Annotated in this window: 12 protein-coding genes and 1 pseudogene; 7 read left to right on the forward strand and 6 right to left on the reverse strand. The window is 70.8% G+C overall.

Translation table 11 applies throughout. The features are described 5' to 3' along the window. Positions 1 to 63: 63 nt before the first annotated feature. The 6 genes and pseudogenes from ACZ6TU_RS08635 to ACZ6TU_RS08660 all read left to right on the forward strand — a co-directional run bounded on the left by ACZ6TU_RS08635 (position 64) and on the right by ACZ6TU_RS08660 (position 10,355). Positions 64 to 1,482, forward strand: a complete 1,419-nt coding sequence (locus ACZ6TU_RS08635; RefSeq protein WP_469547510.1) for a glycoside hydrolase family 30 protein — start codon at positions 64 to 66, stop codon at positions 1,480 to 1,482. A gap of 8 nt (positions 1,483 to 1,490) precedes the next feature. Continuing rightward, positions 1,491 to 1,820, forward strand: coding sequence for a non-reducing end alpha-L-arabinofuranosidase family hydrolase (locus ACZ6TU_RS08640; protein WP_467680839.1), 330 nt, complete (start codon positions 1,491 to 1,493; stop codon positions 1,818 to 1,820). Between the two features lie 147 nt (positions 1,821 to 1,967). After that, positions 1,968 to 2,762 (forward strand): annotated as a pseudogene (locus tag ACZ6TU_RS08645) (non-reducing end alpha-L-arabinofuranosidase family hydrolase); the annotation flags it as partial. 118 nt (positions 2,763 to 2,880) lie between these two features. Beyond that, complete coding sequence (gene pulA, locus ACZ6TU_RS08650; protein ID WP_469547512.1) at positions 2,881 to 8,274, forward strand: pullulanase-type alpha-1,6-glucosidase; 5,394 nt, start codon at positions 2,881 to 2,883, stop codon at positions 8,272 to 8,274. 74 nt (positions 8,275 to 8,348) lie between these two features. Next, a complete protein-coding gene (locus ACZ6TU_RS08655; RefSeq protein ID WP_469547514.1) occupies positions 8,349 to 9,968 on the forward strand; it encodes a SpoIIE family protein phosphatase in 1,620 nt (539 codons plus the stop codon). Positions 9,969 to 9,998: 30 nt separating this feature from the next. Beyond that, positions 9,999 to 10,355, forward strand: a complete 357-nt coding sequence (locus ACZ6TU_RS08660) for a 5-carboxymethyl-2-hydroxymuconate Delta-isomerase (RefSeq protein WP_467680845.1) — start codon at positions 9,999 to 10,001, stop codon at positions 10,353 to 10,355. A gap of 6 nt (positions 10,356 to 10,361) precedes the next feature. Here ACZ6TU_RS08660 and ACZ6TU_RS08665 read toward each other — a convergent pair whose 3' ends face one another. The 3 genes from ACZ6TU_RS08665 to ACZ6TU_RS08675 all read right to left on the reverse strand — a co-directional run bounded on the left by ACZ6TU_RS08665 (position 10,362) and on the right by ACZ6TU_RS08675 (position 13,643). Beyond that, complete coding sequence (locus ACZ6TU_RS08665) at positions 10,362 to 11,051, reverse strand: TetR/AcrR family transcriptional regulator (RefSeq protein WP_467680847.1); 690 nt, start codon at positions 11,049 to 11,051, stop codon at positions 10,362 to 10,364. A 93-nt stretch (positions 11,052 to 11,144) separates the two neighbouring features. After that, positions 11,145 to 13,067, reverse strand: coding sequence for a hypothetical protein (locus ACZ6TU_RS08670; protein ID WP_467680849.1), 1,923 nt, complete (start codon positions 13,065 to 13,067; stop codon positions 11,145 to 11,147). Positions 13,068 to 13,115: 48 nt separating this feature from the next. After that, positions 13,116 to 13,643, reverse strand: coding sequence for a tetratricopeptide repeat protein (locus tag ACZ6TU_RS08675; RefSeq protein WP_469547517.1), 528 nt, complete (start codon positions 13,641 to 13,643; stop codon positions 13,116 to 13,118). Positions 13,644 to 13,789: 146 nt separating this feature from the next. On the opposite strand from ACZ6TU_RS08675, the gene ACZ6TU_RS08680 reads away from it, so the two are divergent. Beyond that, entirely contained in the window at positions 13,790 to 14,236 is a 447-nt protein-coding gene (locus ACZ6TU_RS08680; protein WP_467680853.1) for a hypothetical protein, read from the forward strand. A gap of 68 nt (positions 14,237 to 14,304) precedes the next feature. Here the strand turns inward: ACZ6TU_RS08680 and ACZ6TU_RS08685 are convergent, their stop codons facing one another. From ACZ6TU_RS08685 to ACZ6TU_RS08695, 3 genes are all read right to left on the reverse strand, one after another. Continuing rightward, complete coding sequence (locus ACZ6TU_RS08685) at positions 14,305 to 15,849, reverse strand: DUF1996 domain-containing protein (protein ID WP_467680855.1); 1,545 nt, start codon at positions 15,847 to 15,849, stop codon at positions 14,305 to 14,307. 203 nt (positions 15,850 to 16,052) lie between these two features. Further along, positions 16,053 to 16,706 (reverse strand): LuxR C-terminal-related transcriptional regulator, encoded by a 654-nt coding sequence (locus ACZ6TU_RS08690; protein WP_467680857.1) that lies wholly within the window; start codon positions 16,704 to 16,706, stop codon positions 16,053 to 16,055. Further along, positions 16,691 to 17,956, reverse strand: coding sequence for a sensor histidine kinase (locus ACZ6TU_RS08695; protein WP_469547520.1), 1,266 nt, complete (start codon positions 17,954 to 17,956; stop codon positions 16,691 to 16,693). Before ACZ6TU_RS08695 ends, ACZ6TU_RS08690 begins: the two co-directional genes overlap by 16 nt. Positions 17,957 to 18,036: the final 80 nt, after the last annotated feature.

Here is an 18,036-nt window from a genome sequence, read left to right on the forward strand (position 1 = left end):
CATCTCGAACACTCGCCCCTCGGAAACCCCGAGGGGCGATCGCCTACCACTGGGAGCGCTCCCATGACGGGACGGATCACGCTGCGCGGGCTCAGAAGGTGGACGGTGACGTCCCTGGCGGTGCTGATGACCACCGCCGGTGTCACCGCGGGGGCATCGCCGGCGGACAGCCGGGCGGACGCCTCGGCGACCGTCAACGGGTCCACCCGGCACCAGCCGATCGACGGCTTCGGCATCTCCGAGCACTTCGGCCGGGCCGAGATCATGCGAGGCTCGCAGGGCCTGCCCGCCCAGCGCCAACGCGAGATCCTCGACTTGCTCTTCAGCAGGACCACCGGCGTCGGGCTGAGCATCCTGCGCCTCGGCATCGACTCGGGCATCCAGCCGACCGACCCCGGCGGGCCCGACGCGACTCCCAAGTACGTCTGGGACCGCAACGACAAGGGCCAGGTGTGGCTCGCCCAGCAGGCCAAGGCGTACGGCGTGAACCGCTTCTACGCCGACGCCTGGAGCGCCCCCGGGTACATGAAGACCAATGGGACCGACGCCAACGGCGGCACCCTGTGCGGGCTGTCCGGTGCGAGCTGCGCGAGCGGCGACTGGCGCCGGGCGTACGCCGACTACCTCGTGCAGTACGCCAAGTTCTACGCCCAGGAGGGCATCCGCGTCACCGATCTCGGGTTCGTCAACGAGCCCGACTACACCGCGACGTACGACTCCATGCGGCTCACGCCCGCCCAGGCGGCCGAGTTCACCAAGGTCTTCGGCCCGGTCGCGAGGGCCGGTGGGTACAAGGTCGTCTGCTGCGACTCCTTCGGCTGGAACCAGCAGAAGAACTACACCAGGGCGATCGAGGCCGACGCGACGGCCCGCGGCTTCGTCGACACCCACGCCGGCCACACCTACGCCAGTCCGGTCGACGGTCCCCTGCCCACCCGGAAGCGGACCTGGATGTCGGAGTGGTCGCCCAACGGCACCACCTGGAACGAGGCCTGGGACGACGGCAGCGGCTACGACGGGTTCACGGTCGCCTCCGCCGTCCACGACGCCCTCACCAAGGGCAACACCAGCGGCTACGTGTACTGGTACGGCGCCTCGACCGGCGCCACCCGCGGGCTGATCCAGATGGACGGCGCGAACTACCACGTCTCCAAGCGCCTGTGGGCCCTGGCCAACTACAGCCGCTTCATCCGGCCCGGGGCCACCCGCATCGGCGCCACCACGTCCGACGGCAACCTCAGGCTGTCGGCGTTCCGCAACACCGACGGTTCCGTGACGGTCGTGGCGCTCAACGCGGCCGGCAGTGCCACCCCGGTGTCGTTCAGCCTTCAGAACATCGGGTTCACCAGCGGGACGGCGACCCCGTATCTGACCAACGGCTCCCACAGCACCGCCCGGCAGCCGGCCGTGCCGGTCAGCGGGGGATCGCTGAAGGCCACGGTTCCGGCCCGCTCGCTCGTCACCTACACCATCCAGCGATAGGAGACACGATGCGCCTGACGCGACGTCTGGGAGTCCTGGTCGGCGGGCTGGCCCTGCTGCTCGGTGCCCTGGTCTCGCCGACCTCGGCGTCGCCGGACGCGGCGGCCGCCCTGCCGAGCAGCTTCACGTGGAACTCCAGCGGGTCGCTCATCTCCCCGAAGTCGGACGCCACGCACCAGCTCAGCGCGATCAAGGGCCCGTCTGTCGTGTACCACAACGGCCGCTGGCACGTGTTCGCCAGCACCACGACCACCAACGGCACGTACAGGTTGGTGTATGTCAACTACCCGTCGTTAACACCCCACCACACGTTCGCCACCGCTCACCCCATCGAGTGATGCGCGCACTCTGGCCGCATCCGCCCGAGTGATACCCGGCCGCTACGCGGCCGGGCGGACACAGCGATACCGCGGCGCTCCGCGCCGCGAGCCCGAAGACGCGATTCCTCCCGGGGGCGAAGCCCCGGGGTTCCTCGCAAGAACAGGCTGAACTTCGCCGGCTGGCAGCAGGCCGCCTCCGCGCAGCACCGCTACCTGGACCGGACGGCCATCGGCTCTGGGTGCAAGGCCGCGCCGCAGGTGTTCTACGTCGCGCCGCGGAAGCTCTGGTACCTCGTCTACCAGACCGGCGACAACGCGGCGTACTCGACCACGACGGACATCAGCAACCCCAGGTCGTGGACCGCGCCGAAGAAGTTCTACGCGAACGGCATGCCGCAGATCATCCGGGACAACATCGGCAGCGGCCACTGGGTCGACTTCTGGGTCGTCTGCGACAGCGCCAAGTGCTACCTGTTCTCCTCCGACGACAACGGCCACCTGTACCGGTCGGAGACCTCGCTGGCCACCTACCCGAACGGCTTCACCAACACCGTCATCGCGTTGCAGGACTCCAGCAAGTACCGCCTGTGGGAGGCCGCCAACGTCTACAAGATCACGGACTCGAACACCTATCTGCTGCTCAACGAGGCGATCGGCGGCGACGGCGAGAGGTACTTCCGGTCCTGGACGTCGAACAGCATCGCCGGCCGCTGGAGTCCGCCGGCCGACACCGAGTCCAATCCGTTCGCGCGCTCGAACAACGTCACCTTCAGCGGCACCCCCTGGACCCGGGACATCAGCCACGGCGAGATGGTCCGCCACACCAACGACCAGACACTGACCGTCAATCCGTGCCGGCTCCAGTACCTCTACCAGGGTATGGACCCCGCGGCGAGCGGCCCCTATAGCACGCTCCCGTGGCGGCTGGGTCTGCTGACGCAGACCAACTCGACCTGCTGAGAGCGCCGCTGAAAAATCTTTCCAACAGTTTCAGGACTCTTGCTGTAAGCGTTTCGGCGGCGATACGGTCGCGCGGGGTCGGACCCGAGAGAGCCGCAACCGCAAGGAGTCCACGTCAGTGATACCGAGATGGCGTGCGCCCTCATGGCGCCGAACCTCCCCTGCCGGACGGGTCGCTGCGGTCACCGCCACCGCGCTGGCCGCAGCACTCGTCCAGCCTCTCGCCGCCGGGGCGGCCACCCCGCCGGCGCCCCCGCCCGACGCGAAGCTCGCCGCCGAGCCCGCCCGCCACGACGCCACCCGTGAGCAGTTCTACTTCGTCCTGCCGGACCGGTTCGCGGGCGGCGACCCGCGCAACGACAAGGGCGGGCTGACCGGTTCGCGCCTGTCCACCGGCTACGACCCCACCGACAAGGGCTTTTACCAGGGCGGCGACCTCAAGGGCCTGGCCAAGAGGCTCGACTACATCAAGGGTCTCGGCACCACCGCCCTCTGGATGGCCCCGATCTTCAAGAACCAGCCCGTGCAGGGCACGGGGGCGAACGCCTCGGCCGGCTACCACGGCTACTGGATCACCGACTTCACCCAGGTCGACCCGCACTTCGGCACCAACGAGGACCTCGAGACCCTCATCGACAAGGCGCACGCCAAGGGCATGAAGGTCTTCTTCGACGTCATCACCAACCACACGGCGGATGTCGTCGACTATGAGGAGAAGTCGTACGACTACCTCTCCAAGGGCGCCTTCCCGTACCTGACCAAGGACGGCGTGCCCTTCGACGACGCCGACTACGCGGACGGGCGGCGGGACTTCCCCGGGATCGGCAGCGGGTCCTTTCCGCGCACGCCCAGGGTGACCAGGAACAACAAGGTCCCGTCCTGGCTCAACGACCCGACGATGTACCACAACCGCGGCGACTCCACCTTCGCAGGTGAGAGCTCCGCGCACGGCGACTTCTCCGGGCTCGACGACCTGTGGACCGAGCGGCCCGAGGTCGTACGGGGCATGGAGAGGATCTACCAGCGCTGGGTGCGGGACTTCGACGTCGACGGCTTCCGGATCGACACCGTGAAGCACGTGAACACGGAGTTCTGGACGCAGTGGGCCACCGCCCTCGACGCCTACGCGGCCAGGCAGGGCCGCGACGACTTCTTCATGTTCGGCGAGGTCTACTCGGCCGACACGGACGTCACCTCCCCGTACGTCACCCAGGGCCGCCTCGACGCCACGCTCGACTTCCCCTTCCAGGAGGCGGCCCGCCAGTACGTCTCCCAGGGCGGCAGCGCGCAGAAGCTCGCGAGCGTCTTCGGCGACGACTACAAGTACACGACCGACAAGGCGAACGCGTACGAGCAGGTCACCTTCCTCGGCAACCACGACATGGGCCGGATCGGGTACTTCCTGAAGCAGGACGACCCGAAGGCCACCGACGCCGAGCTGCTCAGGAAGGACAAGCTCGCCAACGAGCTGATGTTCCTCAGCCGCGGCAACCCCGTCGTCTACTACGGCGACGAGCAGGGCTTCACCGGCGCGGGCGGCGACAAGGACGCCCGGCAGAGCATGTTCGCCTCCCGCACCGCCGACTACCTCGACGACGACCGGATCGGCACCGACCGCACCCACGCCGAGGACGCCTACGACACGAGAGCACCGCTCTACCGCCAGATCAGTGCTCTCGCGGGGCTCCGCAAGGCCAACCCCGCCCTGGCCGACGGCGTCCAGCAGCAGCGGTACGCGGCCGACGGCCCGGGCGTGTACGCCTTCTCCCGCACCGACGCGAAGAGCGGCATCGAGTACGTCGTCGCCGTCAACAACGCGGACGAGGCGAGGACGGCGACCTTCGCGACCGGTTCGGCCGGCATGACCTTCGAGGGCATCCACGGCACCGACGACTCCCTGAAGAGCGACGGCGACAGGAAGCTCACCGTCACCGTCCCGCCCGGCTCGGTAATCGTGCTCAAGGCGGCCGGCAGGCTCGCCGCGCCCGCCACCGAGCCGACGGTCACCCTGAAGGCCCCGGCGGCCGGCGCCACCGGCAGGGTGGAGCTCTCCGCCGATGTCGACGGTGGCCGGCTCAACCGTGTCGTCTTCGCCGCCCAGGTCGGCAACGGCGCGTGGCAGACCCTCGGCTCCGCCGACCACGCCCCGTACAAGGTCACCCAGACCGTCGCCGAGGACGTACCGCCGGGCACGCCCCTGCGCTACAAGGCGGTCGTGGTCGACTCGGCCGGCCGCACCGCGAGCGCCCTGGCCGCCTCCACCACCGGCACCCCGCCCGCCCAGGAGCCGCCCAGCGCCTCCTCCCGCGACCACGCGATCGTCCACTACAAGCGCGCCGACGGGAACTACGACGACTGGGGCCTGTACGCCTGGGGCGACCTCGCCGACGGTGAGGCCACCCAGTGGCCCGACAGCCACCCCTTCACCGGCCGTGACGCCTACGGTGCATTCGCCTACGTCAAGCTCAAGCCCGGCGCCTCGAACGTCGGCTTCCTGGTCATCGACAAGGACGGCGGCAAGGACGTCGCCACCGACCGCACGATCGACGTCACCAAGACCGGCGAGGTCTGGATCGAACAGGGCAAGGAGACCGTCACCACCGAGCGCCCGGACCACCCGGCGCCGGACAAGACCAAGGCCGTCCTGCACTACCACCGCGCCGACGGGAACTACGACGGCTGGGGCCTGCACGTCTGGACGGGCGCCGCGCACCCCACCGAGTGGTCGAATCCCCTGAAGCCGGTCAAGACTGATACGTATGGTGCGGTCTACGAGGTACCGCTCAGCGACGGTGCCACCAGCCTCAGCTACATCATCCACAAGGGCGACGAGAAGGACCTGCCCGCCGACCAGTCGCTCGACCTCCGGGCCAACGGCCACGAGGTGTGGCTGTTGAGCGGCCAGGAGAGGTACTTGCTCCCGCAGCCCGCGGGCACCTCGGCCGCCCTCGACCTGACCACGTCCAAGGCGGTCTGGATCGACCGGAACACCCTCGCCTGGAACGGCTCCGAGGCCGCCGCCTCCACCCAGCTGCTCTACGCCCGCGACGGCTCCATCGCGGTGCGGGACGGTGCCCTGACCGGTGACGCCAAGTGGCTGCGGCTGTCGAGGAGCGAGCTCACCGACGCCCAGAAGGCCCGGTTCCCGCACCTGGAGGAGTACGACGCCTGGACCGTCGACCCACGCGACCGCGACCGGGTCCGCGAGGCCCTGCGCGGCCAGGTGGTCGCGACGCGGCACGCCGTGAACGGCGCCGTGCTCGCGGCGACCGGCGTCCAGGTCGCCGGTGTCCTCGACGACCTGTACGACGCGACGAAGGCCGACCTGGGGCCGACGTTCTCCCGGGGCCGCCCCACGCTGTCCGTCTGGGCACCGACCGCGCAGCACGTGGCACTGGAGATCGGCGACTCCACCGTGCCGATGAACCGCGACGGCAGCACCGGCGTCTGGTCCGTCACCGGCCCCAGGTCCTGGAAGGGCAAGCCCTACCGGTACGTGGTCAAGGTCTGGGCGCCCAGCGTCCGCAAGGTCGTCACCAACAAGGTCACCGACCCCTACGCGGTCGCCCTCACCGCGGACTCCGAGCGCAGCCTGGTCGTCGACCTCGGCGACAAGTCCCTGGCACCGAGCGGCTGGTCGACGTACACCAAGCCCAAGGCCGTACCGCTGCGGGACGCCCAGATCCAGGAGCTGCACATCCGCGACTTCTCCGTCGAGGACCGCACAGCGAAGCACCCGGGCACCTACCTGGCCTTCACCGACAAGGCGAGCGACGGCTCGAAGCACCTGCGCGAGCTGGCGAAGGCCGGCACCTCGTACGTCCACCTCCTGCCCGCCTTCGACATCGCCACGATCCCGGAGCGCGGGGCCGACCAGGCGAGCGTCGACTGTGACCTGGCCTCCTACCCGGCCGACTCCGACAAGCAGCAGGAGTGCGTCGGGAAGATCGCCGCGAAGGACGCCTACAACTGGGGCTACGACCCGTACCACTACACGGTCCCCGAGGGCTCCTACGCCAGCGACCCGGACGGCACGGCCCGTACGGTCGAGTTCCGCAGGATGGTCAAGGCGCTGAACGACGACGGCCTGCGGGTCGTGATGGACGTCGTCTACAACCACACCGCGGCCGCCGGCCAGGAGGGGACGAGCGTCCTCGACCGGATCGTGCCCGGCTACTACCAGCGGCTTCTCGCCGACGGCTCGGTGGCGAACAGCACCTGCTGTGCCAACACCGCCACCGAGAACGCCATGATGGGCAAGCTCGTCGTCGACTCGATCGTCACCTGGGCCAAGGCGTACAAGGTCGACGGCTTCCGCTTCGACCTCATGGGGCACCACCCCAAGGCCAACGTCCTCGCGGTCCGCAAGGCCCTCGACGCGCTCACCCCGCGGAAGGACGGCGTCGACGGCAAGGAGATCATCCTGTACGGGGAGGGCTGGAACTTCGGTGAGGTCGCCGACGACGCCCGGTTCGTCCAGGCCACCCAGAGGAACATGGCGGGCACCGGCATCGCCACCTTCTCCGACCGGGCCCGTGACGCCGTGCGCGGCGGCGGCCCCTTCGACGAGGACCCCGGCGTGCAGGGCTTCGCGTCCGGCCTCTACACCGAACCCAACTCCTCGGAGAACAACGGCACTCCGGCCGAGCAGAAGGCCCGCCTGCTGCACTACCAGGACCTGATCAAGGTCGGGCTCTCCGGCAACCTCGCCGGCTACCGGTTCACCGACACCGGCGGCAAGGAGGTCAAGGGTTCCGAGGTCGATTACAACGGCTCACCCGCCGGCTACGCGGACGCCCCCGGCGACGCCCTCGCCTACGCCGACGCGCACGACAACGAGTCCCTGTTCGACGCGCTCGCCTTCAAGCTGCCTGCCACGACGAGTGCGTCCGACCGGGCCCGGATGCAGGTCCTCGCCATGGCGACGGCCACCCTGTCCCAGGGCCCGGCCCTCTCCCAGGCGGGCACCGACCTGCTCCGCTCCAAGTCCCTGGACCGCAACTCCTACGACAGCGGCGACTGGTTCAACGCCGTCCACTGGAACTGCGCCGACGGCAACGGGTTCGGCCGCGGACTGCCCATGGCGGCCGACAACGCCGACAAGTGGCCCTACGCCAAGCCCCTGTTGAGCAAGGTCAGGGTGGGCTGCGAGCAGATCGAGGGCGCCTCGGCGGCGTACCGCGACCTGCTGCGGATCCGTACCACCGAGCGGGACTTCTCCCTCGGCACCGCCGAGCAGGTGCAGTCCCGGCTCTCCTTCCCGCTGTCCGGCAAGGACGAGACACCCGGTGTGATCACCATGCGGCTCGGTGACCTCGTCGTCGTCTTCAACGCCACGCCCGAGCGGCGGGAACAGCGCGTCCCCGCACTCGCCGGGACCGGATACCGGCTGCACCCGGTGCAGGCGGCGGGGGCGGACTCTACCGTCAAGTCGTCCTCCTACGCGGCGGAATCGGGCACGTTCGCCGTTCCGGGGCGTACGGTCGCCGTCTTCACCCGGGCCGCCGGATAGCCGCACTACGTTGGGTGGGGCAGGCCGCGACCGACGGCCTGCCCCACCCACATACGCCCCGAGGGGCTGTCGAGATGTACGGCAACAGCGCGCAGCAGACGCCAGGCACCACCGTGCTGGTCGTGGACGACGTCGCGGCCAGCCGGTACGCCATGGGCGCGGTGCTGAGCCGGGCCGGCCACCAGGTCGTGCCGGTCGCCAGCGGCGGCGAGGCGCTCGTCGAACTCGACGTCCGGCTGCGGGACGGAACTCTGCCCGACGTGGCCCTCGTCGACGTGGGCCTGCCGGACATGAGCGGCTTCGAACTGTGCCGCCGGGTCCGGGCGCAGCCGCCCATGGCCGCGCTGCCCGTCGTGCACTTCTCCGCCGCCGCGACCGCGCCCGGCGACCGGTGCCGGGGACTGGACGCGGGCGGCGACGCCTATCTGACCGTGCCCGCCGAGCCGCAGGAGATCCAGGCCGTCGTACGGGCCGCCGTGCGCGGGGCCCGCCGCAGCACGGGCGCCGAGACCGCCGTCCACCGTCTGACGCTGCTGTCCGAGGCCATCGTCAGCGTGCAGGCCGCCCGCTGCCCGCGGGAACTCGCCGCCGCGGCCGCCGACGGCGCCGCGCACCTCACCGCCTCGCCCGCCGTGGTGTTCGTGATCGGCCCGGACGGCGAGCCGTACCGGGGCACGGCCCGGTGCCGCCCCGCACCGGCGGACAGCGGCGCGCACCAGGCGGCGGCACGGCTGGTCACCCGGCTCGCGGAGGGCCGCACGGGCGTCACCAGCACCGTCGTCCCCGCGCCCCTGTGGCCGACCGGGATGTTCCGGCCGGGCGTCGAGGAGGACGCACGCCTGACCGTGGCGACCGCCCAGGACGGCCGGACGGCGGTCTGCCTCGCCACGCCCGTACGGCGCGCCGCGATCACCGACCCCGCGGCCGACGGGCTGCTCGCCCGCCTCGCCCAGGCCTGCGCGCTCGCCGCCGAGCCGCTGCTGCTGTACCGGGTGGAGCGGCATGTCGCCCTCACCCTCCAGCACAGTTTCCTGCCCCAGCCGCACAAGCTGCCGCATCTGCCCGGCGTCGACATCGTCGTCCGCTATGTGCCCGCCTCCCGGCAGACCGAGATCGGCGGCGACTTCTACGCCGCCCTGCGCACCGGCGACGGTGTGCTCACCGCCGTCGGGGACGTCGTCGGGCACTCGCTGGACGCGGCCACCGTCATGGTCGAGATCCGGCACGCGCTGCGCGCCTACTGCGTGACCGAGAGCGACCCGGTGGTCCTGGCCGAGGGGCTCGACCGGATGCTCCAGCAGTACCACCCCGACGTCACAGCCACCGTCTGCCTGGCCCTGATCGACCCCGGCAGCGGGCGGGTGCGGATCGCCAACGCCGGGCACATCCCGCCGCTGATCCTGCGCGACGGGGGTGGTGCCGACTACGTCGACGCGTGCGGTCCGCTGCTCGGGCTGGGTCTGGAACGGCCCGCGCCGACCGAGCGGCACCTGGCCCCCACCGACCGCCTCCTCATGGTCACCGACGGCCTCATCGAGACCCGCGGCACTCCCCTCGAGACCTCCCTGGAACAGCTCCGCACGGCCGCCGCCGACGCCCCGGCCGGCCTCGACACCCTCTGCGACGTGCTGCTGGGCTGTTTCGGCCGGGACCGGGAGGACGACATCGCGATGCTGGCCCTGCGGTTAGGGTGAGCCCGTTGGCCGCCCAGAACAGGAGTGCTCATGCCGCAGATCACCGTCGACTATTCCGCCGACCTCGCGGACGACTTCGACCGGCCCGGTTTCGCGAAGGCGCTGCACGAGGCAACCGTCGAGATCGCGGCCGCCAAGCCGCCGGCGTGCAAGACCCGGTTCCGCCGGACCGAGGACGTCGTGGTCGGTTCCGAGACCGAGGGGCACGCCCATGTGCACGTCCACATCGCGCTGCTCGCCGGCCGTACCGAGGAGACCAAGGCCCGGCTCGCCGAGGCCACCCTGGAGTTGGTGCGCACCTACGTGAAGTCCGCCGCGGGGCGCCCGCTGCACGCCTCCGCCGAGGTGCGCGAACTGGACGCGTCCTACCGGAAGTTCGTGAGCTGAGCGATCTCAGGTCGCCAGTGCCGGCAGGCGGCCTGCCAGTGTGGCGAACGGGCCGTCGGCCGGCTCGTCCTGGGCGATGCGGCGCATCAGGGCGGCCATCTCCGCGTCCTGGGCGGCGCTGACGGCGGTGAGCGCGGCGAAGTCGTGGACGAGCTGGACCTCCAGCTCGGCCCGCGGAATGCGCCGGCCGTCCAGCCAGATCAGCGCCGTCGACTCGGCGAGCGAGATCCAGGAACGCACGACCAGTTCCAGCCGCGCGGGCGGATCGGTCACGCTCAGGTGCGAAAGAATTTGGACATACGCGGCCTGCCGTACGGAGTCGATGAGCGCGTTGGTCGTCGAGGAGCCGACGGCCGGACCGCCGCGCATGAGGGCGGAGAAACCGGGGCCGTGCTCGTCCACGAAGTCGAAGAAGCGGCGCATCACACGCAGCAGCCGCGCCCCCAGCGGCCCCTCGTGCGGCTCCACGAAACGGGCCGCGAGATCGTCCGAGGCCCGCTTCAACGCGGCCTCGTACAGGCTGAGTTTGCCGGGAAAGTAGTGGTAGACCAACGGGCGTGAAATGCCCGCGGCCGACGCTATCTCGTCGATGGAGACCTCGTCGGGCGAGCGGCGGCTGAACAGTTCGAGGGCGACGCCGATCAACTGCTGCCGCCGCTCCTCGACTCCCAATCTGCGGCGAACCCCGGTAGTCATGCGAACACCTTACCGATCGATTCCGGCCTCGAACGGATCGGATCGATCGGGGATGGTCACCCGGGTGTGCCGGGCGGGCGCCTCAACCGCCGGTCAGCGCAGTCCGCCGATCGAACGCCCGTCCCGCAGCGTCCCCTTCAGCTCAGCCCGCGCACCCCGCTCGGCCGGCACGGTCAGCAAGCTGGTCTGCGACGACCCACCGACCCCGCCCGTCGCCCGGATCGACGCGGTCTCCCGGCTGCCGGCGGCCAGCAGATACCAGTCGCCCGCCTTTGATTTCCACAGCACTCCGGCCAGTACGTGCGGGTCGCGTGCCCCGCACGCCAGGACGTTCTCGGCCTTGGCCGCCACCGCCCCGTACGTCCCGCCCGGCGTGTGGAACTGGGCCAGCACCCGCGCCCCGCCGCCCCGCCAGGTCTCGGCCCGGGTGCACACCCAGGCGGCCGACCCGCTCGCGTCCGGCAGCGGCTGCTCGTTGAACGCCCAGGCGTTGACGCTCCGCACGCCCGCGGAGCGCACCGTGCCCAGTGAGCAGGCGAGCGGCTCCCACACGCGGAGCGCCTCGGCACCGGACGTCTCGCCCGGGGATCCGGGCCGTCCGGCGGTGAGCCGGGCCGGAACCAGTTCGCCGAGGTCGGTCAGCAGCCGCGTGCGCGTGCCGTCGGCCAGTTGCAGCACGTTCCACGACGCGCACGCGCCGGCCCGCAGGACCGGGCTGGCCAGCGGCGCGGTCACACCGCCGGTGAGGGCCAGGTCCATCGCGCCGGAGGCCGGCTTCATCAGGTCCCGCTCAGCCGCCTTCTTCACCCAAGGGGCGATCAGATAGCGGACATTGCCGTCGGCCCGGCCCAGGACCACCGCGCCCGCCTCGGCCCGGCCCGCGCCGTCGACCCGGGCGAAGTCCAGGGCGGCGCCCCGCGTGCCCTCCTTCGGCTCGGCGTACCGGGCGATGCGCAGACCGTCGTAGAGGATCACCACGCGTGCCGCGTCGACCGTCCCCGCGTACAGCAGCTGGGGTGGTCCGGCCGGGCCGCCGGACGGGGTGCCGCGTGTCGCGGACACCCGGACCGTCTCCCCGGGGCGGGCCCAGACGGCCAGGGCGCGGCGCAGCAGGGCCGAGTCGCCGGTGAGATCACCGCGGGCCGGCCACACCGAGAAGTCGGTGCGCGCCGAGCCGCGCCACGCGGTGGCGGAGACCCTGGTCAGCTTCGCCGGGTCCAGGGCGGCCTGGGCGGCCGGGTTCCGCGCGTACGGCGGCGCGGCGGCGCCGCCGGGGCCCCAGCCCTCGCCGGGCAGACCCAGCAGCGCCCCGCACACCAGCAGGGCCGCCCCGGTGGCCAGCGCGGCCTTCAGGTGCTGGCGGCGCCGCATCAGGTCGGTGGGGCGGGCCTGGAGCGAGCAGGGGTCGAACTCGGGGGAGTCGAGCAGCCCGTACTGCGCGGGGATCCCGTCGGCCTCCAGCAGCGCACCGTCCGCGTCGGCGACACCCGCCGCCGTGAGCACCTTGCGCACGCCGTCGTCCGTCAGCCGCTCCAGGCCGCGCAGCGCGTACACGGCCCGGGCCGGGCCGGACAGGGTGGACAGTCGCTGGTCCAGGGCGAGTTCGTCGGCGCCGCCGGACCGCGGGAACAGCTTCAGGCCCCACACCTGCGGCAGCACCGGCGGCAGCTGGGACCGCTTCGGCCACGCCTTGCGCTTCAGCGGCAGCCCCGCCTCCAGCGCCGTACGCAGCACCTGGAGACGGAGCAGGGCGTAGCCCGGATCGCCGTCATGGCCTGTCGACTGGGCCGGGATCACCGGAGCCGGTGTGCGGTTGCGGGGAAGTGCGCGCTGAGTGAGGGAGTGTGCGGTGAGGACGCGCCTGCTGCGGCCCAGGCCCGGCGGCAGCACCAGATAGGCGAGCCGCACGAGCCGCGGATAGTGCTCGACGAGCGCGGCCTCGGCCTGCTCGACGTCGACGACCGGGCCGGCGGGGGAGGGGGGCGCGGGGCGCTGGGCGACATCCTGTGACTGCACGTTCAGCAGAACGAGCGAATCGGAGGATGGTCACCTGACCGCGAGGCGTCACGCCCCCGGCTGCTCCCCGGGTTCCACGAGCGCCTGGGCGTAGTACGCCGCCGAGCGCTGGTAACGGGTCATATGAGGCGCCAGCGTGCCCAGGGCGAGGGACAGCGCCTCCCTGTCCCTGCCGAGGCTCGACAGGCACAGGGCGAGGAAGAACCGCACGGGATCGTCCAGCTCGTCGGACGGGGCGTCCAGTTCGGCTTCGAGCAGCTCGACGCCCTCCGCCGCCTGCCCGATGTTCCGCAGGGAACTGGCCAGCTGGATCTTCGTGCGGCGGGCCTTGTAGGGGCTGACGCCGGCGAGTCCGCGCGCCAGCGCCTCCCGGTACAGCGGGACCGCCTTGTCCGAGCGGCCCGTGGCGTCCCAGGCGCCGGCCTGCTCGAACGGCCCGAGCGGGCTGCCCTCCGGCAGTTCGGCGACGAGGGCGTCGACGTCGGCACGGAAACGGGCCTCGCCCTCCTCGGTTTCGGCGTAGTCGTCGAACCGGTCCCACAGGGCGGCCACGCGATCTTCCCAGTCCTGGTTCACCGGGACACACTCGCACGGGAGTGCCTCCGGAGACACCGGATTTGAGCACCACGGGCTCCGCAGCCGTATCGAAGGCGAGAGAGCCTCTGCCGGGGCTCCGTGCGGCATGCGTCCGGACCGTGCCGTGACAAGGACCGGAGGAACAGATGAGGGTGACCCGACCGATGCTCGCGCTGAGCGGGGCGGTGGCGATACTGGCGCTGACCGGCTGCGGATCCGGCGGCAAGGACGAGGCGGCCGTACCGGAGGCGGTGACCGGCAGCCTGGAGCACATCGCGGCAGAGGCCGAGTGCAAGCCGAACATGCAGACCGACGCCGACGAGATCCGCCAGGCCCTCTGCAAGAAGGGCAAGGAGAAGTACGTCCTCGCGACCTTCGCCACCGACCGCGGGCAGCGCGAGTGGCTGAACGAGGCGAAGGACTACGGCGGCTACTACCTGGTCGGACGCAAGTGGGTCGCCGTCGGGGAGGAGAAGACGGTCACGGAGCTCCGGGGCAGCCTCGGCGGAATCATGGAGGAAGGCTCCGAGCACATGAATCCCGGTGGTAGTCACAACAGCGGCGGTCACAAGAGCGGCAGCCACCACGGCTGACCGCGCGGCCCGGGCAAGCGAAAGCCGGCGGTGGGAAATCCCACCGCCGGCTTTCACTCACGTGCGGACTACTGGCAGTCCTCGCCGTTGTTGATGCACTGGACCATCTGGTTCATCACGTTCTCGTCGAAGAAGTTGATGAAGTCGTTGTGGTCGGTGATCGGCTTGTGCAGCTGCTCCGGGAAGCCGTCGAGCGCGTACGCGTTCTGCACCTGCCCGTTGTCGATCTGCGGGGCCGGGATGTCGTAGACCAGCTTGGCCTGCAGCTGGGGGATCGCCTGGAACCCCTGGGGGCAGCTGCCGTCCGCCTGGACGAAGGCCACGTGGTCGCGGTGGTTGGCACTGTCGATGTTCTGACCGTCCCAGCAGCTCTGGAAGTTGGACGTCCGCACCACGGAGCTGCCCTCGGGGCAGATCGGGTACTTGTCCGTCACCTGCCGGTCCTCGAAGCCGGTGCAGCTCCAGGAGGTGTTGGCGTTCTTGAGGCCGTTGGTGAAGGCCTTGGCGTCACCGGTGATGATGCGCAGGGCCGTCGGCATCGCGACAACGTCGCTCTTCTTGTTGCCGACGAACTTCAGCTCGGCCTGGGCGACCTGCTGGATCGTGCCGACGTTGCCGTCCTGACCGCCACCGGGGGCGTTCGCGTCGACTTCGTTCTGCCCGTCCTGGACACGGAGGACCGGCCAGTAGTACGTCGACTTGTCACCCTGGTTCTGGCAGCTGGTGTCGGCCTGGAGGAACTGCTCGTCGCTGGTGAACGCGTCGTTGTCCTGGTTGCCGACGTAGTCGTGCGCGTGCTGCGCACCGTTGCTGACACCGGGCGCCACGATCACGTTGTCCGAGTTGCGGTTCTCGTTCTCGTTGGTGCCGCAGTTCGTGGTGAAGCTGCCGGTGGAACCGCCGTCGCCGTTCGCGGCGAGACCGTTGGGCAGGTTGCGGGAGTTGGGCTGGACGTCCTCGATGTTGATGAAGTCGTCGGCCGCCGGGCCGTTGTCGGCCTGACCGCCGTTGCCGCCCTGACCCTGGTCCTGGCCGTTGTCACCGCCCTGGTCCTGACCGCCCTGGTCCTGGCCCTGGTCCTGACCGTCGTTGTTCTGGCCGTCGTTGTTCTGACCGCCCCCGGCGTTGCCGTCGTTGGTGTTCGCGTCGGCGGCCATGCCCTGGCACTCGGCCATCTGGGCGAGGTTGTCCGGGGCCTGGCCACCCACCCGCCGGATGTTGATGCCGATCCGGTCGATGGCGGCGGTCCGCTTCGACTTCAGCGGGCCGAGGATGGCGTTGTTGACGAAGCCCGCGTCACCGGCCTGGGCCTGACGCGTGGAGGCCAGCCGGGAGTAGGCCTCGCTGATCTGCTTGTCGAGGTTCGCCAGCTCCTTGTCCACCCCGGCGCGCGCGCCGTCCGGCACGTCGGTCAGCTGCTGTCCTACGTCCGGGCACTGGATCGTGGCGATCTGTGCTCCCGCGGCCTTCGTCTGGTTCGCCGAGTTCTCCTCATGCGCCGAGGCATAGAAGTTTGCCCAGATCAGCCCGCCCCCACCGAGCGCTAGGGCCGCCGATGCGGCTATGGCCTTGGTGGCCATCGGCGTCCGGCGTTTTCTTGTGTTGCGTCCCATGGAACTCCTCTGACTTCCTTTTTCGGGGGCATCGAGGCGCCCGACAGGAGTGAAGCGGCTCCCTTCCATACGGAGGCCGTCCCAGGGGTGTTCAGATGTCTCGGAAATTGATGCGAGATTCGTGAGGGAGCTGTGTTCTCAACAGCCCCTCCCGCACCGGGAGTTGTTGATCATCGACGGTGGGTGAATAAACAGGCCCGGTTTCACCGGCCGTGGTCGAGATACGCGAGAACCGCCAGCACGCGCCGGTTGTCGTCGTCCGAGACCTCGAGTCCCAGTTTGGCGAAGATGTTCGCGGTGTGCTTGGCGATGGCCCGTTCCGTCACGACCAGCCGCCCGGCGATCGCCGCGTTGGACCGGCCCTGCGCCATCAGCTCCAGCACCTCCCGCTCCCGGGGCGTCAGCCGCGCGAGCGGCCGGTCGTCGCCCGCCTGCCGCGCCAGCAGCTGCTGGATGACCTGCGGATCCATCGCCGTCCCACCGGCGGCGACCTGTCGCATGGCGTCCACGAACTGCTCGGCGTCGAACACCCGGTCCTTCAGCAGGTATCCGACCCCGCCGGTGCCGTCGGCGAGCAGCTCACGCGCGTACAGCTGCTCCACGTGCTGGGAGAGCACCAGCACCGGCAGTCCGGGCCGCTTCCTGCGGGCGTCGAGCGCGCACTGGAGCCCTTCGTCGGTGTGCGTGGGCGGCAGGCGTACGTCGACCACGGCGACGTCCGGTGCCAGCTCGTCCAGCGCGGCGGCCAGTTCGGGACCGGACTCGACGGCCGCCGCGATCTCGAAGTCGTGCGCCTGGAGCAGCCGGACGAGTCCGTCGCGCAGCAGGAAGAGGTCTTCGGCTAGGACAACGCGCAAGGGATCTCCATGGTGACCATGGTGGGACCGCCCGCGGGGCTGCCGACGGCCAGGACGCCGTCGAATGTACCCAGTCGCCGCTCGACCCCGGCCAGCCCAGAACCGGCCCCGATCACCGCACCTCCCTTGCCGTTGTCGGTGACGGTCGCCCGCAGATGGCCGTCCGTGTGGTGCAGGTCGACCCGGATCCGGTCGGCGCCGGAGTGCTTCACGGCGTTGGTGAGCACCTCGCTCACGGCGAAGTACGCGGCCGACTCCACGGGCGCCTCCGCCCGCCCGGGCAGGTCCACGTTCACCTCCGTGGCCACCGGCAGCCGCAGCGCCAGCGCCCGTACGGCGTCACCCAGTCCGCGCTCGGCCAGGACCGGCGGATGGATGCCGCGCACCAGCTCGCGCAGTTCGGACAGCGCCTCGACCGAGGACCTGCGGGCCTGCGCGATCAGCTCCTTGGCCTTGGCCGGGTCCTTGTCGAGGAGTGCCTCGATGGTGCCCAGGTCCATGCCGACCGCCACCAGCCGGGCCTGGGCCCCGTCGTGCAGGTCCCGTTCGATGCGCCGCAGTTCGGCGGCGGAGGTGTCGACGGCATCCCGCCGGGTCTCGGTCAGGACCCGTACCCGCTCGGCCAGTTCGCGCTGTCCGGAGCCCAGGACGGCCTGGGTGAGCCGGAAGTGGACGTCCAGCAGAAGCGGGGTGAGGAAGTGCGCGAAGAAGAGGATGACGAAACCCAGGGCGGCGGCACCGAGCGCGGACACCTGCCCGGTGACCTTGACGAACCCGTACCAGTACCCCTCGGGAAAGACCCGCCACAGCCCGGCCGCGAGCGCGAAGCCCTCCAGCGGGTACAGCCACAGCGCGGCGGGCAGCAGCACGGTGAGGAACCCCGCCGTCATGTCGACCGGCAGCCACATCAGGTCCCGCCAGGTCGCCGGGTCGCGCAGCATCCCGACGGTGCGCGTCCACGGGTTGGCGTCCCTCGGCAGCGGCCGGTACGCCGGAGGTATCCGCACCCCGCCCCACTCCGCCGCGAGCACCCGCCGCCAGTTCGCGAACGCCCGCACCCCCGTCAGCACGTACGGCGTCGTGACGAGCCCGATCCCGACCGGGATGAGCGCCATGGACACCAGGGACAGGGCGAGGCACAGCACCGCCCCCGGCAGGGAGACGAGGGCGATCCCCAGCCCCCGCATCGCGGCGAGCCCGATGCTCCGCCCCTTCGTACGCCCGGTGCCGCTCTTCGTGTCGATGGTCATGGCGTCAGTCTCGCCGAGCGGGGGTGCGGGGGCACTGGGCCGGAACCCCCGGTCGGGGGTGGTGCTACGTACACCTCGTA

It is taken from the genome of Streptomyces sp. NPDC052064 (assembly GCF_055585925.1).

Coding starts and splice junctions, on each gene's coding strand:
- ACZ6TU_RS08655 (WP_469547514.1), top strand. CDS start 8,349: ATGTACGGCAACAGCGCGCAGCAGACGCCAGGCACCACCGTGCTGGTC.
- ACZ6TU_RS08665 (WP_467680847.1), bottom strand. CDS start 11,051: ATGACTACCGGGGTTCGCCGCAGATTGGGAGTCGAGGAGCGGCGGCAG.
- ACZ6TU_RS08635 (WP_469547510.1), top strand. CDS start 64: ATGACGGGACGGATCACGCTGCGCGGGCTCAGAAGGTGGACGGTGACG.
- ACZ6TU_RS08695 (WP_469547520.1), bottom strand. CDS start 17,956: ATGACCATCGACACGAAGAGCGGCACCGGGCGTACGAAGGGGCGGAGC.
- ACZ6TU_RS08640 (WP_467680839.1), top strand. CDS start 1,491: ATGCGCCTGACGCGACGTCTGGGAGTCCTGGTCGGCGGGCTGGCCCTG.
- ACZ6TU_RS08685 (WP_467680855.1), bottom strand. CDS start 15,849: ATGGGACGCAACACAAGAAAACGCCGGACGCCGATGGCCACCAAGGCC.
- ACZ6TU_RS08660 (WP_467680845.1), top strand. CDS start 9,999: ATGCCGCAGATCACCGTCGACTATTCCGCCGACCTCGCGGACGACTTC.
- ACZ6TU_RS08680 (WP_467680853.1), top strand. CDS start 13,790: ATGAGGGTGACCCGACCGATGCTCGCGCTGAGCGGGGCGGTGGCGATA.